At 67.0% G+C, this 15377-nt stretch carries 13 protein-coding genes and 1 pseudogene; 10 read left to right on the top strand and 4 right to left on the bottom strand.

Features of this window, described 5'->3' with window-relative positions:
* Positions 1 to 320 (bottom strand): annotated as a pseudogene (locus AC3AYF_RS09325) (DNA-processing protein DprA); the annotation flags it as partial.
* A gap of 49 nt (positions 321 to 369) precedes the next feature.
* Positions 370 to 1584 carry a LysM peptidoglycan-binding domain-containing protein gene (locus AC3AYF_RS09320; protein WP_487779658.1) on the bottom strand — a complete coding sequence of 405 codons (1215 nt, stop codon included), beginning with the start codon at positions 1582 to 1584 and terminating at the stop codon, positions 370 to 372.
* Positions 1585 to 1735: 151 nt separating this feature from the next.
* Here AC3AYF_RS09320 and def point away from each other — a divergent pair, with 151 nt between their 5' ends.
* The 10 genes from def (at position 1736) to AC3AYF_RS09270 (ending at position 12512) form a co-directional block, all read left to right on the top strand.
* A complete protein-coding gene (gene def / locus AC3AYF_RS09315) occupies positions 1736 to 2242 on the top strand; it encodes a peptide deformylase (protein ID WP_295036571.1) in 507 nt (168 codons plus the stop codon).
* Positions 2243 to 2350: 108 nt separating this feature from the next.
* Positions 2351 to 3346 carry a methionyl-tRNA formyltransferase gene (gene fmt / locus AC3AYF_RS09310; RefSeq protein ID WP_295036570.1) on the top strand — a complete coding sequence of 332 codons (996 nt, stop codon included), beginning with the start codon at positions 2351 to 2353 and terminating at the stop codon, positions 3344 to 3346.
* Positions 3343 to 4671 carry a 16S rRNA (cytosine(967)-C(5))-methyltransferase RsmB gene (gene rsmB, locus AC3AYF_RS09305; RefSeq protein WP_487779657.1) on the top strand — a complete coding sequence of 443 codons (1329 nt, stop codon included), beginning with the start codon at positions 3343 to 3345 and terminating at the stop codon, positions 4669 to 4671. Before fmt ends, rsmB begins: the two co-directional genes overlap by 4 nt.
* A gap of 153 nt (positions 4672 to 4824) precedes the next feature.
* Positions 4825 to 5565, top strand: a complete 741-nt coding sequence (pncA, locus tag AC3AYF_RS09300) for a bifunctional nicotinamidase/pyrazinamidase (RefSeq protein WP_295036565.1) — start codon at positions 4825 to 4827, stop codon at positions 5563 to 5565.
* A gap of 154 nt (positions 5566 to 5719) precedes the next feature.
* Entirely contained in the window at positions 5720 to 5926 is a 207-nt protein-coding gene (locus AC3AYF_RS09295) for a dodecin (protein WP_149433629.1), read from the top strand.
* Between the two features lie 166 nt (positions 5927 to 6092).
* Positions 6093 to 7466 carry a Trk system potassium transporter TrkA gene (trkA, locus tag AC3AYF_RS09290; RefSeq protein ID WP_295036563.1) on the top strand — a complete coding sequence of 458 codons (1374 nt, stop codon included), beginning with the start codon at positions 6093 to 6095 and terminating at the stop codon, positions 7464 to 7466.
* A 52-nt stretch (positions 7467 to 7518) separates the two neighbouring features.
* On the top strand, positions 7519 to 8967 hold the full coding sequence (locus tag AC3AYF_RS09285) for a TrkH family potassium uptake protein (RefSeq protein ID WP_295036561.1): 1449 nt from the start codon (positions 7519 to 7521) through the stop codon (positions 8965 to 8967).
* Between the two features lie 192 nt (positions 8968 to 9159).
* The gene (sstT, locus tag AC3AYF_RS09280; RefSeq protein WP_295036560.1) at positions 9160 to 10401 is read left to right on the top strand and encodes a serine/threonine transporter SstT; all 1242 of its coding nucleotides are present in this window, start codon (positions 9160 to 9162) and stop codon (positions 10399 to 10401) included.
* A 121-nt stretch (positions 10402 to 10522) separates the two neighbouring features.
* Positions 10523 to 11737 (top strand): TraB/GumN family protein, encoded by a 1215-nt coding sequence (locus tag AC3AYF_RS09275; protein WP_295036557.1) that lies wholly within the window; start codon positions 10523 to 10525, stop codon positions 11735 to 11737.
* Between the two features lie 304 nt (positions 11738 to 12041).
* Positions 12042 to 12512 (top strand): Hsp20 family protein, encoded by a 471-nt coding sequence (locus AC3AYF_RS09270; RefSeq protein ID WP_295036556.1) that lies wholly within the window; start codon positions 12042 to 12044, stop codon positions 12510 to 12512.
* A 122-nt stretch (positions 12513 to 12634) separates the two neighbouring features.
* Here the strand turns inward: AC3AYF_RS09270 and AC3AYF_RS09265 are convergent, their stop codons facing one another.
* Both AC3AYF_RS09265 and AC3AYF_RS09260 read right to left on the bottom strand, forming a co-directional pair.
* Positions 12635 to 14212, bottom strand: a complete 1578-nt coding sequence (locus AC3AYF_RS09265; protein ID WP_295036554.1) for a BCCT family transporter — start codon at positions 14210 to 14212, stop codon at positions 12635 to 12637.
* Between the two features lie 150 nt (positions 14213 to 14362).
* The gene (locus AC3AYF_RS09260) at positions 14363 to 15226 is read right to left on the bottom strand and encodes a CHAD domain-containing protein (protein ID WP_487779656.1); all 864 of its coding nucleotides are present in this window, start codon (positions 15224 to 15226) and stop codon (positions 14363 to 14365) included.
* Positions 15227 to 15377 lie beyond the last annotated feature (151 nt).

The following is a 15377-nucleotide window of genomic DNA, read 5'->3' as shown; positions in this document are numbered from 1 at the left end:
CACAGCACCGTCGGCGGGTCCGGCAGTTGGGTCAGCAGCGCGGGCCAGACCGGATGACCGGGATGGAGCAGATGACGCCGCGGGTCGGCACGCTCCCACTCGATCGCCGCGTCGACTGCCGGCGTGATCGGGCTACGCGAGGGGTGTTCCAGCCACAGCCGCAGCGGCTGGGCCAGGCTGGCGGGTAGCGCTGCCAGCCAGCCTTGCGGCCATGCCAGGTCGCCCCCCTCGCGCCATCGCCGCATCAGCGGCGCCAGCCGGACCGGGCCCAGGCCGGGGAGCGCGTTCAGTGCCAGCCAGTCGCGCAGCGTCGGGCTCACCGCGAGCACTCGCCGGCCTGGCGGCACGCCGCCGCCGTCGATGCAGCGCTCAAGGCGCCCCTCCCATGGCCACCGCCTCGCGAAGATCGCGCGGTACGACGAGGCGATCTCCCACCGCCAGCGGCTGGGACGCCCGCATGACCAGGGCGTAGCTCAGGTGTTCGAAGACGCGGAAGACCATCACGGCCCCTGCCTCGCTATCCGGCAGCGTCACCCAGGCATCGCGACTGTCGTCATGCACGCGTTCGCCCTGACGCATCGCCTGCAGCACGTGCCCGGTCTCGAGTCCGTCGGCGCGACCGCGGTCGATCGCCACCACATCGTAGCGACCGATGAAACGCACTCCGGCCGGGACGGAAAGAATCGTCGCGACCACCGGTGTCCCGGGCGCCCGCGGCTGGAACCGAGTCGCGATGCCGCCTTCGGTCAGCGCCAGCAGATAGTCGCCGCTGCGGATCTCCTGGACCGCGTCCTGTACTTCCAGTTCGCCGACTTCGTTCACGCTTCGAACCACCTTGGCGTGTCCGAGCCGCCGCAGCTCCAGCCCGCGCAGCGTCCGGCCGAGCGCCTCCTGACCGGGCGGCGCCCCGGCCTCCGGCTGTTGCGCCGCCTGACGGGGGGCAGCGGTCGGCAGGGGAATCCGATAATCGGTTCCCGGCCGATAGACGCCCAGTGTCGTGCCCACGGGCGGCAGGGCTCCATGCGCGTAGAGCGTGTCGCCGGCGCCACTCAGCAGCCGCTGCGACTGCCCGGCAACGACCGTCGGCGCGTCATCGAGAATGGCGGGATCGACGATCTGATAGGCGTCGAGGAAGACCTTGATGCAATCCAGCGGCAGACCCGGCACGGCATCCCGCGCCGGCGCCCGGCGCACGCCTGGCGAGAGCCGCACCGTCTGGCCGCGCCCGCGCTCCAGGGAGAGCCGGGGTGCGCCAGCGTCGAGTCTGAGCAGGTCGCCGGGATAGAGTTTCTGGGGCGAGGACAGCTGCGGATTCTGTCGCCACAGCGCCTGCCACTGCCACGGCGAATCGAGAAAGCGCGAGGCGATTCCCCACAGCGTGTCGCCCTCGCGCACGGTGTACCGGGCGGGCGCGTCCGCCTTGAGCGACAGCGCCCATGCCGGAGTCGGCAGCGCCACCATCATGCTCACGCCGCCGGCCAGCAGCCAGCGCCACATCATGGCGCGCCCCCGGCGCGGCCGCGCCCTCTCCAGACTGATCATTGGCGTCGTCCCACCGGTGATTCCCTCGAGGTATTGCTGCATAGATCGGCGCCGCAGCGCCGGACTTGAGGGTCCGGCGCCCCGGGGATCGTCGCTCGCGCACCTCGAACCGGCGCGGCGGTTTCCCCGCCGACGCTGTCGATCTACAATAGTGAGTTAACGCCACTCATGCCGATAGGCACGCAAAACGACTATGGCCATCAGAACCATTCTTCAATACCCCGATCCGCGCCTGCGCACCAAGGCCGCGCCGGTCGATCAGGTCGACGACGGCATCCGCACCCTGGTCGACGACATGCTGGCGACGATGTACGACGCCTCCGGCATCGGTCTGGCAGCGACGCAGATCGACGTTCACCAGCGCGTGATCGTCATGGACGTCAGCGACGACCGCAACGATCCGCTGGTGCTGATCAACCCGAGCTACGAGCCGCTGGACGACGAGCGCGAGCCGCTGCAGGAAGGCTGCCTGTCGATACCCGACTACTACGCCGAGGTACCGCGGGCGCTGCGCGTTCATCTCAAGGCGACCGATCGCGACGGCAACGGCTACGAACTGGACGCCGACGGCCTGCTGGCCCACTGCATCCAGCACGAATGCGACCACCTGGAAGGCGTACTGTTCGTCGACTACCTGTCGCCGCTCAAGCGCGACCGCATTCTCAAGAAGATGCAGAAGCGCCAGAAGCAGGAAGCCTGATCGCCTGCCTCGTCGCCCCCCGGGCTTTCCAAGGCCGGCCGTCCCCGCGCCGCCGGCCTTTCGTCATTCCCGGGCATCGTTCATCTTCAAGCATCAGGAACCTATCGAATGCCTCATCGTGAAGGGCAGTCGCTGCGGATCGTCTTCGCCGGTACGCCCGACTTCGCCGCCGAGAGCCTGAAGGCGCTGCTCGCCTCCCGCCATCGGGTGGTTGGCGTCTACACCCAGCCGGACCGCCCCGCCGGCCGGGGTCGCAAGCTCACGCCCAGCCCGGTCAAGACCCTGGCGCTCGAGCACGATCTGCCGGTGGAACAGCCGCTCAGCCTCAAGCACGAGGACGCCCAGCAACGACTGGCCGACTTCGGTGCCGACGTGATGATCGTGGTCGCCTATGGCCTGCTGCTGCCGCAGCCGGTGCTCGACACTCCCCGGCTGGGCTGTCTCAACGTGCACGCCTCGCTGTTGCCGCGCTGGCGCGGCGCGGCGCCGATCCAGCGCGCCATCGAGGCCGGCGACAGCGAGAGCGGCATCACCCTGATGCAGATGGATGCCGGTCTCGACACCGGCGACATGCTGCTGATCGAACGGACCCCCATCGACGCAACCACCACCGGCGGTGACCTCCATGATCGCCTTGCCGAGCTCGGCGGCCGGACACTGGTCGAGGGCGTCGATGCGCTGGCCGAGGGTGGCCTGAGCGCCACGCCCCAACCAACGTCCGGGGTCACCTACGCCAGCAAGCTCTCCAAGCCCGAGGCGGAGCTCGATTTTCGCCAGCCGGCGGCGGCGCTGTCGCGCCGGATTCGCGCCTTCAACCCCTGGCCGGTGGCCTGGACCCGGCTCGACGGCGAGCCACTGCGGCTATGGTTCGCGACCCCGGAAACCGAAGCCAGCGGCAAGGACACCGTGCCAGGCACGCTGCTCGAACCCGACGCGGGCGCGATCCGCATCGCCTGTGGCGATGACGGCCGCGACGTCCTGCGCGTGACGCAGTTGCAGATGCCGGGCGGCAAGCCGCTCGCGGCCCGCGACCTGCTCAACGCCAACCATCCCCGTCTCAGCCCCGGCCAGCGCCTGGGCCAGCCCAAGGAAGCCGACCGATGAATCCTGGCGATACCCGCGCCTTTGCCGCGCGACTGCTGGTACCGGTGCTCGATGGCAAGGGGTCGCTCTCCGGTCTCGATGCCGACCTGGCCGCCAGCGTGATCAAGGAGCGCGACCGAGGCTTCGTCAAGGCGCTCTGCTACGGCGTCTGCCGCGCCCATCCACGCCTCGATGCCCTGGCCGGCCAGCTGCTGCGCCAACCCATGAAGCAGCGCGATACCGACATCCAGGCGCTGCTGCTGATCGGGCTGTACCAGATCCTCCATATGCGCGTACCGCCCCATGCCGCCGTCAGCGAAACGGCGGGCGCCGCGCGCGCGCTCGGCAAGGGGTGGGCGACGAAAGTGCTCAATGGCTGCCTGCGCCGGTTCCCGCGCGAGTCGGTGGCGCTGCAGGCCAAGGTGGACAAGGACGCGCCGGTCGCACTGTGGCATCCCGCGTGGCTACTGCTGGAGTTCCGCGATGCCTGGCCTGACGACTGGCGCGCGATCTGCGAGGCCAACAATGAGGCGGGGCCGATGACGCTGCGCGTCAACCGGCGTCGCGTCACCCGCGAGGCTTACCTGAAACGGCTCGAGACCGCGGGGCTCGACGCGACACCCTGCGAATTCGCCGAAGACGGCGTTCGACTGGCGACCGCCTGCGACGTGACCCAGTTGCCCGGCTTCGCCGACGGCGACATCAGCGTCCAGGACGAATCGGCCCAGCTCTGTGCCGATCTGCTGGCGCCGGTTCTCGGCGATACCGAAGGTAAACGCGTGCTCGATGCCTGCAGCGCCCCCGGCGGCAAGACGGCCCACCTGCTCGAACGTTTCGCCCCCGAACTCACCGCGCTGGACATCGACCCGTCGCGCCTGAAGCGGGTCGCGTCGACGCTGCAGCGACTGGGTCTCGACGCCAGGCTTCGGGCTGCCGATGCTAGCGACCCGAAAGCCGACAGCGAGTGGTGGGACGGCCAGCCGTACGATGCGATCCTGCTCGATGCCCCCTGCTCCGGCAGCGGCGTGATTCGCCGCCATCCGGATATCAAGCTGACCCGGCGCCACAGCGACATCGCCGAACTGGCAGCGCTGCAATCGCGCCTGCTGGAGACGCTGTGGACCCGGCTCGCGCCGGGCGGCGTCCTGCTCTACGCCACCTGTTCGGTGCTGCCGGCGGAGAACGACGCCCAGATCGACGCGTTCCTGGCGCGCACGCCGGATGCCATCGCCGATACGCCCCGCGATCTCGACTGGGGCCGACCGGCCGGCCACGGCCGGCAGTTGCTGCCGGTACCGACAGGCCACGACGGCTTCTTCTACGCCCGGCTGCGCAAGCAAGCCTGATCGTCTCTCCGCCGCCCCCATTGCGACAGCCACGCCATCGGGGTAGCGCGACGCCCCGATGTCGACCACGACACATCGGGGCGGGCCGCACTTGCGACATCCCCGCCCGCCTTCGATACTGAGGAGGAATCCGCCATCCGGGAAGCGCCCGTCGTGCCTGACAACGAGGTCATCGATACTATTCAGACCACCGAGACGCAGACTACCGAGACGCAGACCACCGAGAGGGCGATCACCGAGACGCAGCCCGCCGGGCTGGCACTCGGTGGCGTCGCCCCGCACAGCGCCCTGATCGTCGTCGACGTCCAGCCGGACTTCATGCCGGGCGGCGCGCTGGCCTGCGCCGAGGGCGACGAGATCCTGCTGGGGCTGGAGTGGCTGCTCGCCCAGCACGCCTTCGCCCACGTGGTGGCCACCCAGGACTGGCACCCGACGAGACACGTCTCGTTCGCCTCCAGCCATCCGCCACACCAGCCCTTCGAGGCGATCGACCTCTACGGCCACTCCCAGACCCTGTGGCCGGATCACTGCATCCAGCGCACCGAGGGCGCGGCCCTGCACCCGGCCATCGACTGGTCCTGCTGCGATGCGATCATCCGCAAGGGTACCGATCCCGGCATCGACTCCTACAGCGCCTTTCGCAACAACGTCGGCCCCGACGGCCACCGCCCCGCCACCGGCCTCGCCGGCTGGCTTCGCGACCGGCGCGTCACCGACGTCTATCTCTGCGGGCTGGCACGGGACGTCTGCGTGCTGTGGACCGCCGAGGACGCGGTAGCGGCGGGCTTCAACACCCATTTCCTGTGGTCGTTGACGCGCCCCGTCACCTTCGAGACCGACGACGAGACCCGGCAGCGGCTCTCGGCCCTGGGCATCGCGATCGTCGACGCCTGAGCCGTGCCCGTTCCAGGCATCATCGACAGGCCGCGCACCGTCAGCGACTCGAGCCTTGTCGTTGCCCCGGACATTTCCCGACGCCCCACGGAATCCAGGGGCCATCGGCTACCGGCGATGATCGCCGGGGCCTTTCCAACCAAGGAGCTGTCTCATGAGCGACCACGTCTACAAGCAGATCGAACTGACCGGTTCTTCTCCCACCAGCATCGAGGACGCCGTCCAGAACGCGCTGCAGAAAGCCGGCAAGACGCTGCACGGCATGCGCTGGTTCGAGGTCACCGAGACTCGCGGCCACCTCGAGGACGACAAGCTGGCCCACTGGCAGGTGACCATCAAGGTGGGTGTCTCGCTGGATTGACCGGCGCAGCCGGCGACCGCGGACGGGATGTCGTCCGCGGTCCTGTCATTCGGAGGCCCGGCTCGTTATGCTACGCGCTGATTTCGGTGCCGGGCGGGTTTCGTTCCGATCCTCCGGGGCCGGGTAAACTGGCAGGCGGTACGCTGTATTTCCGTGATGGTTTGGCATGAAAATTATTATTCTGGGTGCCGGTCAGGTCGGCGGTACGTTGGCAGAACATCTGGCCAATGAAGAGAACGACATCACGGTGGTGGATATCAACGAGGAGCGACTGCGCGAGCTGCAGAATCGTCTCGATATCCGCACGGTGATCGGTACCGCATCCTACCCCAACATTCTGCGTCAGGCCGGCGGCGAAGACGCCGACATGCTGATCGCGGTGACCAGCTCCGACGAGATCAACATGGTCGCCTGTCAGGTGGCCCACACGCTGTTCCGAACGCCGACCAAGATCGGTCGCGTGCGCTCGACCGCCTATCTGACGCGCAAGAGCCTGTTCTCCAACGACGCCATCCCGGTGGACGTGCTGATCAGCCCCGAGCAGGTGGTCACCGACCACATCCGCCGCCTGATCGAATATCCCGGCGCGCTGCAGGTGCTCGATTTCGCCGGCGGCCTGGCCCAGCTGGTGGCGGTCAAGGCCTACTACGGCGGTCCGCTGGTGGGGCAGGAGCTCGGCTTCCTGCGTCGCCATATGCCGAACATCGATACCCGCGTGGCCGCGATCTATCGTCGCGACCGCCCGATCATCCCCACCGGCGACACCGTCATCGAGGCCGACGACGAAGTCTTCTTCATCGCCGCGCGCCGCGATATCCGTACCGTCATGGGCGAGTTGCGCAAGGTCGACCGCGACTTCCGGCGGGTGCTGATCGCCGGCGGCGGCAACATCGGCGAACGCCTGGCGGAGACGCTGGAGCACAAGCATCAGGTCAAGATCATCGAGCACGATCTCGGCCGCTGCGGCGCGCTCTCCGAGAAGCTCGACCGCACCGTCGTGCTGCACGGCAGCGCCACCAGCAAGCGCCTGATGCTCGAGGAGAACATCGAGGACTGCGACATCTACTGCGCGCTCACCAACGACGACGAGGTCAACATCATGTCGTCGATGCTGGCCAAGCGTCTCGGCGCCAAGAAGGTGCTGACCCTGATCAACAACGCCGCCTACGTGGACCTGGTCCAGGGCGGCGAGATCGATATCGCCATCTCGCCGCAGCAGACCACCATCGGCAGCCTGCTCACCCACGTGCGCCGGGGCGATATCGTCAACGTCCACTCGCTGCGCCGCGGCGCCGCCGAAGCGATCGAGGCGATCGCCCACGGCGACAAGCGCTCCTCCCGGGTGGTCGGTCGAGCCATCGGCGAGGTCGACCTGCCCAGCGGCACCAGCATCGGCGCCATCGTCCGGGGCAAGGAAGTGCTGATCGCCCACGACGACGTCATGATCGAGAGCGGCGACCACCTGATCCTGTTCGTGGTCGACAAGCGACGCATTCGTGACGTCGAGCGGCTGTTCCAGGTCGGCCTGACCTTCTTCTGATGGTTCATTCATCCGACACCGCCTGCCCGTCCCGACCGGTGGGGGACGCCGCGTGAGCCTACTGGTGATTCTCCGCATCGTCGGGCTGCTGCTGATGGTGTTCAGCCTGACCATGGTGCCGCCGATGGTCATCGCGCGGATCTTCCACGACGGCAACTGGCACGCCTTCGGCGCCGGCATGGCGATCTCGATCGTCACCGGCGCACTGCTCTACTGGCCCAACCGTCGTGCCAAGCGCGAACTGCGTACGCGTGACGGCTTCATCATCACGGTGCTGTTCTGGAGCGTTCTCGGGCTGTTCGGCACGATCCCGTTCATGGTCTCCGATGCGCCATCGATGTCGTTCACCGATGCGGTGTTCGAATCCTTCTCCGGCCTCACGACCACCGGTGCCACGGTGCTCAGCGGCATCGACCATCTGCCGGCCTCGATCCGCTTCTACCGCCAGCAGCTGCAGTGGCTGGGCGGCATGGGGATCGTGGTGCTCGCGGTGGCGATCCTGCCGACGCTGGGCATCGGCGGCATGCAGCTCTATCGGACCGAGATCCCCGGCCCGCTGAAGGACTCCAAGCTGACGCCCCGGATCACCGAGACGGCCAAGGCGCTGTGGTACATCTACGTGATCCTCACCGTCGTCTGCGCGCTGGCCTACTGGGGAGCGGGGATGAACTGGTTCGACGCCATCGGCCACAGCTTCGCCACCGTGGCCGTCGGCGGGTTCTCCACCTACGACGCCAGCATCGCGCACTTCAACAGTGCCACCATCGAGATGATCTGCGTCTTCTTCATGGTCGTCTCCTCGGTCAGTTTCGGCCTGCACTTCGCGGTATGGCGGGAACGGCGCCTGCTGCAGTACATCCGCGATCCGGAGTTTCGCTTCTTCGTCACCTTCCTGGGCCTGCTGATCGTGATCACCGTGATCACGTTGTTCGCCACCGGCACCTATCACGACGCCACCGGCATCCGACACGGGCTGTTCGAGGCGGTCTCGGTGGCGACCACCTCGGGCTTCAGCGTGGCCGACTTCACCCTGTGGCCCGGGGTGCTGCCGATCATGCTGTTCATGGCGGCCTTCGTCGGCGCCTGCTCGGGCTCGGCCGGTGGCGGCATGAAGGTGATCCGCATCCTGCTGATCCTGAAGCAGGGCATCCGCGAGATTCACCGGCTGATCCACCCCAACGCCGTGTTTGCCGTCAAGGTCGGCAGGATGCGCATCTCCGAGGGCGTCGCAGAGGCGGTCTGGGGCTTCTTCTCCGTCTACATGATGCTGTTCGTGGTGATGCTGCTGGCCCTGCTCGCAACCGGCCTCGACCAGGTGACGGCATGGTCGGCGATCGGCTCAGCGCTCAACAACCTGGGCCCGGGACTGGGCGATGTCTCGACCGACTACGGCGACATCCCCAGCGCCGCCAAGTGGATCCTGGTGCTGGCGATGATGCTCGGAAGACTGGAGATCTTCACCATCCTGGTGCTGTTCACACCGGCATTCTGGCGGCGCTGACGATACTGTCGCGAGTAACCACTCTCGCCCGTCCACAGCGCATCGTTTTTTCACCGCCCGCTCCGCCGGATATGGGTGAATGACACTAAAGACTGAGCTACGGACAGGTTTTTCGAGAAGTTCGACGGAAGCAGCGGTGATAGAATGCCGCCCTTCGCGGCCAAGCCGCCTCGGCAACCCCAAGAGAGAGTCATGTCCGCCAGTTCCGACACCCGCACCGCTTCCTCGCTTCTGCCCCGTATCGGGCTCATCCCCCAGATCCTGATCGGGATCGCGGCCGGCCTGCTCCTCGCCACCCTGGCGCCGTCGATCGCGCCGTCGGTCGCCATTCTCGGCGATCTGTTCATCGGCGCGCTCAAGGCGGTCGCCCCGGTTCTGGTCTTCGTGCTGGTGATGGCGGCCATCGCCAGCCACCAGCGTGGCCAACCGACCCAGGTGCGCGGCGTGCTGATGCTCTACCTGATCGGCACGCTGGTGGCCGCGCTGATCGCGGTGGCGGCGAGCTTCCTGTTCCCGACCTCGCTGATCATCGACGCCCCACGGGCCGATGGCACGCCGCCGACCGGCGTCGCCGAGATCCTGCGCAACCTGGCCATGAGCGCGGTGGACAACCCCATCCACGCCCTGACCGATGCCAACTTCATCGGCATCCTGGCCTGGGCCGTCGGGCTCGGCCTGCTGCTGCGCCGCGCCAGCGACACCACGCGCCGCTCGCTGGCCGATCTGTCGGATGCGGTCTCCGGCCTGGTCCGCTGGGTGATTCGCCTGGCTCCGCTGGGCATCTTCGGACTGGTCGCCAACACCTTCGCCTCCACCGGCATGAGCGCCCTGGCCGACTACGCCCAACTGCTCGCGGTACTGCTGGGCTGCATGCTCTTCGTGGCACTGGTGAGCAATCCGCTGATCGTGTTCCTCTACACGCGCCGCAACCCTTACCCGCTGGTCTTCACCTGCCTGCGCGGCAGCGCCATCACCGCCTTCTTCACCCGCAGCAGCGCGGCCAACATCCCGGTCAACATGGAGTTGTGCAAGCGCCTCGACCTGCATGCCGACACCTACTCCGTCTCGATTCCGCTGGGCGCCACGATCAACATGTCCGGCGCGGCGGTGACGATCACGGTGATGACCCTGGCGGCCGCCAATACGCTGGGAATCGACGTGGATTTCGCCACCGCGCTGCTGCTCTGCATCGTCTCGGCGCTGGCGGCATGCGGCGTCTCCGGCGTGGCCGGCGGCTCCCTGCTGCTGATTCCGATGGCGGCCAGCCTGTTCGGTATCTCGGCGGACGTCGCCATGCAGGTGGTGGCGATCGGCTTCGTCATCAGCGTGATCCAGGACTCCACCGAGACCGCGCTCAACTCCTCCACCGACGTGCTGTTCACCGCCGCCGCCTGCCGTTCGCCGCGCGCCCGGGAGCGCCTCACCGGCGAGTGATCGAGCGTCGAACAGGGCCGACGTTGACGGCGACCGGCGTTTTTCGCTGTCAACGGCTTGGAATCGGCGGCGTGACGTGCAATAAGGGGCGACTCTCTTTCAGCCTTGGAACGCTCCCTTGATGCCTGACAATGCCGCCGGACCTCGCGAGACCGTGGACCTCGCCGCCCATCACCTGACGCTTCTGGGCACCGCCCACGTTTCCCAGGCCAGCGCCGACGAGGTGCGCGAACTGATCCGCTCCGGCGAGTTCGACGCCGTCGCGATCGAACTCTGCACCTCGCGTCATCAGAGCCTGGTCCAGCCCAACGCCATGGCCAAGCTCGACCTGTTCCAGGTTCTCAAGCAGGGCAAGGCCGGCATGGTCGCCGCCAGCCTCGCGCTCGGCGCCTTCCAGCAGCGTGTGGCGGAGCAGTCGGGAATCGAACCCGGTGCGGAGATGCGCACGGCGGTCAAGGAGACCCAGCAGGCCGGATTGCCGCTCTACCTGATCGATCGCGAGATCGGTGTCACCCTCAAGCGCATCTACCAGAACGTGCCGTGGTACAAGCGCTTCAGCCTGATATCCGGCCTGCTCGGCAGCGTGCTGTCGCGCCAGAAGGTCTCCAGCGAGGAGATCGAGAAGCTCAAGCAGGGGGACGTACTCGAGTCCACCTTCGCCGAATTCGCCGAGCAGTCCCAGACCCTGTACGAGCCGCTGATCACCGAACGCGATCGCTACATGGCGCTCAGGCTGGTCGAGGAGCTGCCGGACGGCGGCACCCAGCGGGTGCTGGTGGTGATCGGTGCCGGCCACCTCAAGGGCATGAAGGCGCACCTCGAAACCCTGGGCCAGCGCCCGCCCGAACTGGACGCCGTGATCCAGGAGCGCGCCAACCTGGAATCGACCGCGCCCCGCGCTCGCTGGTGGAAAGCGATCCCGTGGGTGATCGTCGCCCTGGTACTGACCGGCTTCGCCATCGGCTTCAGCCGCGACACGGCGTTCGGCTGGTCGCTGGTGGGCGAATGGGTGCTGATCAACGGCAGCTTCTCGGCACTGGGCGCCCTGATCGCGCTGGGCCACCCGTTGACCATCGCCGCCGCCTTCGTCGGCGCCCCGCTCACCTCTCTCAACCCGACCATCGGCGTCGGCTTCGTGACCGCCGGCGTGGAACTCTACCTGCGCCGCCCCACTGTCGGCGACTTCTCGCGGCTACGCAGCGATGTCAGCCACTGGCGCGGCTGGTGGCGCAATCGCGTCGCCCGCACCTTGCTGGTCTTTCTGCTCTCGAGCCTGGGCTCCGCCATCGCGACCTGGGTCGCCGGGCTGCGAATCGCCGGGCAGCTGTTCGGCTGAACGCCGCCCTCTCTCGTCGATACCGGACACTTGAATCCCGCGCCGGCGTCGCCATATAGCGCCCGAGGCCGGCAACCACGCCGGTCTCGGGCGCAGCGAAAAAATTTTCATGCCCCGTCGTATCGATCGCTTGAAAACGTATTCGGCGCCCCTATTTAACATAATGTCGAGAGCACAGCCCGGGACGACACTCCCGCGGCACCGCTTCTCTCGACGGCAGATGCCGCCAAGCGGGTCTGCGACCCGGCACTTCGGGATGGACCCGAATGCCGCTGAAACTTCGCTGTCAATCAGGAGGTTACCCATGAACACCCTGTCACTCTCACCGCTGTTCCGCCGCTCCGTCGGCTTCGACCGTCTCAACGACCTGTTCGAATCCGCGATGCAGAACGACGTGCCCAGCTATCCGCCCTACAACGTCGAGAAGTATGGCGAGAACGACTACCGCATCGCCGTGGCCACGGCAGGATTCGCCGAGGATGAACTCGACGTCAATGTCGAGAAGCGTGTGCTCACCATCACCGCCGGCAAAGGCGAGCGTCAGGAAGACGACAAGGTGCAGTACCTGCACCAGGGCATCGCCCAGCGCGCCTTCAAGCTGTCGTTCCGTCTCGACGAGAACATCGAGGTCCAGGGCGCCCGGCTCGAGAATGGGCTGCTGATCGTCGACCTGCTGCGCGTCGTGCCGGAAGAGCAGCGTCCGCGCCAGATCCCGATCAACGGCAGCCAGGGCCGTCTGGAGACCCAGCCGGCGGATGAAGCCGTGACCGTCTGAGCCGATGACGACGCGGAGATGCCACGGCTGTCATAGCCATGGCAAAGCGCCGCGGTAGAACGGCAACGCCCCCGATGGATGCATCCGTCGGGGGCGTTGCCGTTGAGGGGGTCGACCTGGATTCAGCGCGGCGGCCGTGTCGCCGGCGAGTCGTCCAGCACGCCCTGCGCCCTGGCCATCGCATAGGCCGCCTTGGGCCCGTGCCACAAGGTCGGCACCAGCAGCAGTGCCACCGGCACGGCGGGGATCACCAGGAACTGCTGGAGCACGCTGACCTGGCCTTCGCCCATTCCCAGCAGGATCGCCGCCATCAGCGCGAAGACGATACCCCAGAACGCCCTTAGCGCCGACCCGGGATCATCGTTACCGGCACAGACCACGGACACGGCATAGCTCATCGAATCCCCGGTGGTGGCCACGAACACCGTGGTCAGCACCAGCACGGCCAGCGCCATCCAGACGCCGCCCGGCAACGCCTGGGCCACGGTCAACGTCGCCACGTCGAACTGGAAGTTCTGCAGCGGCTGGCTGAGATCGATCGCGCCCTGGAGCTGGTAGAAGATGCCGGAGCCGCCCAGCAAGGTGAACCAGACCGTGGTGACCACCGGCGCCATGACCGCCGTGGCGATAATCATCTCGCGCACCGTGCGCCCGCGGGAGATCCGGGTGACGAAGATCGCCATGGGCGGCGCGAAGCCGACGAACCAGGCGAAGAAGAATATCGTCCACCACTTCAGCCAGGCGGGATCCGCCGTCACCGTGGTCATGGTCGACATTTCGAAGAAATTGCCGAGATAGGTGCCGAAGCCCTGGAACCAGCTATCGACCAGGAACTGCGTCGGCCCGAAGAGCAGAATGATGCCACCGATCACCATGGCCAGAATGACGTTCAGGCGACTCAGGACCTGGATGCCGCGATCGATGCCGGTCACCGCCGACGTCACGTAGATCGCCCCCAGCGCCGCCAGAATCCCCAACTGCACTTCATAGCCGCGCGGAAAGCCGAACAGGTCGTGGAGACCGAAGCTGACCTGGGTCGCCAGAAAACCCAGCGGCCCGACCGTACCGGCGGTGACGGCGATCGCGCAGATGGCATCGACCACACCGCCGAGAAAACCGCTCACCAGGCGGTCACCGAGCACCGGTGCCAGCAGCGTTCTCGGCTGCAACGGCATGCCGCGCTGGTAATGCTGATGCGAGAGGATCGCGACCGGCAAGGTGCCGAGAATCGCCCAGCCGGTAAAGCCCCAGTGGAAGAAGGCCTGGGCCAAGGCGTTCGGTACGGCGTCGACGGTGCCGGGCTGGGAGTCGAACGCCGGCGGCGTGACCACGAAGTGATAGATCGGCTCGCCGGCGGCGAAGAATACGCCACCGCCTGCCAGCAGCGTGCACAGGATGATCGAGACCCACCGGAAGGTGCTCATGTCGGGCCGGTCCTGGGACCCGATTCGCGCCCGCCCGGCCGGGGATAGCGCCACGCCGATGGCGATGAAGAAGGTCAACAGCATCAGCAACTGGAACAGGCTACCGAAAGTTCTGGCGGACCAGGTGAAGCCGATATCGATCACCCGTGCGACGGTATCCGGCGCAATCGCCGATGCCGCCAGAAAGATCAGGATGAAACCGATGGTCAGCACAAGCACGACGGGATCGCCAAAACGGCCACCCTGCGTCGATGGCACGTTGGTGTCGGAGGTCATATCAGAGGGAGGGTTCTTTGGGCATGAAGCGCGCCACACTACCGACCTTGGTCTAATAGCGCAAATTCGACGTCGCTAAAGCGCGCACCATGTCCCCGCAAAATACCTGCGAAGGTATCAGGGACAGTATCCGCTTTTTCCCGGAGCGTCTCACCGAGCGGTGGCGACGCCCCAGTAGCGGGCCATCCGCTTGCGAACCGGCTTTCCCGGCTCGGCGAACAACCGCCGACCCAGCGGCAGCGCCTCGGACCGCAGCTTCGCCCGGCGGCGCTCGATCCAGGTCGCGAGCTGCGCTCGCCGGGACGCATCGACGCTGGACATCTCCCCCGCATTCAGATGCTCGGCCAACATGGCCGACAGCCGATGGCCCTCCTCGGCACGCGCCTCCAAGACACGAGGCCACGCTTCACGCAGCAGGCTGCAGTGGTGTCGGTGATACTTCACGCGCTTGCGCCAGTCGTGCAGCGCCACCGTCGTCGGTTCGACCCGCACCCGAGCCAGCGCATCGCGCCCCTGTTCATAGCTCCGCTGCCAGCCACCGGCGATAGCGGCGAAGCCGGAACGATCGAGACACCATAGGGCGATCGCCTCGCGAGCCTCGAGCAGGCGCGCATCGAGGGCGCCCAGATCGGGCGATGTCTCCTGACCGCACGCGTGCTGGCGACGCAGATCGAGCTTGCGCCGGATCGCCGCGTAGTGACGACGATCGATGCGCTCGTCGACCTGCGCGAGCAGCGCATCGAACGTCGTCACCAGCACCTGATCGTCGCGATCGCCGGCCACTTCGCGAGCCAGGTCGCGAAAGCGATGGTTCTCGAGCGCATAGCGCTTCCCCAGCGCCGGCCTGACCAGCCTCAGCAGGGCACGAATCTTTTTGCAGCGCTGGCGCAACTCGTGTATCGCGTCGGCCGGATGCTCGCCCGCCAGCGCCCTCCTGGCACGGTCGACCTGTTCCGTGGCGATACGCCGAACGCCGGACTCGATCTCTTCACGCGCCTTCAACCGGTATGGCATGACGCCTCCCACGCGCCCGGGAATCAATGGGCGATGAAACCAGTCTAGCCAAATCCGGAGCAGACGCCTGGGAGAGCGCTCTACACCAAAATGCCAATGGTGGCGGCCTTCGAATCGGTTCTAATCTCAAGGGGAACTTCGCCGTCGATGG

The sequence above is a fragment of the Salinicola sp. genome (assembly GCF_982684285.1).
Note: the sequence above shows the minus strand (reverse complement) of the source record. Positions and strands in the feature narration are given on the sequence as shown.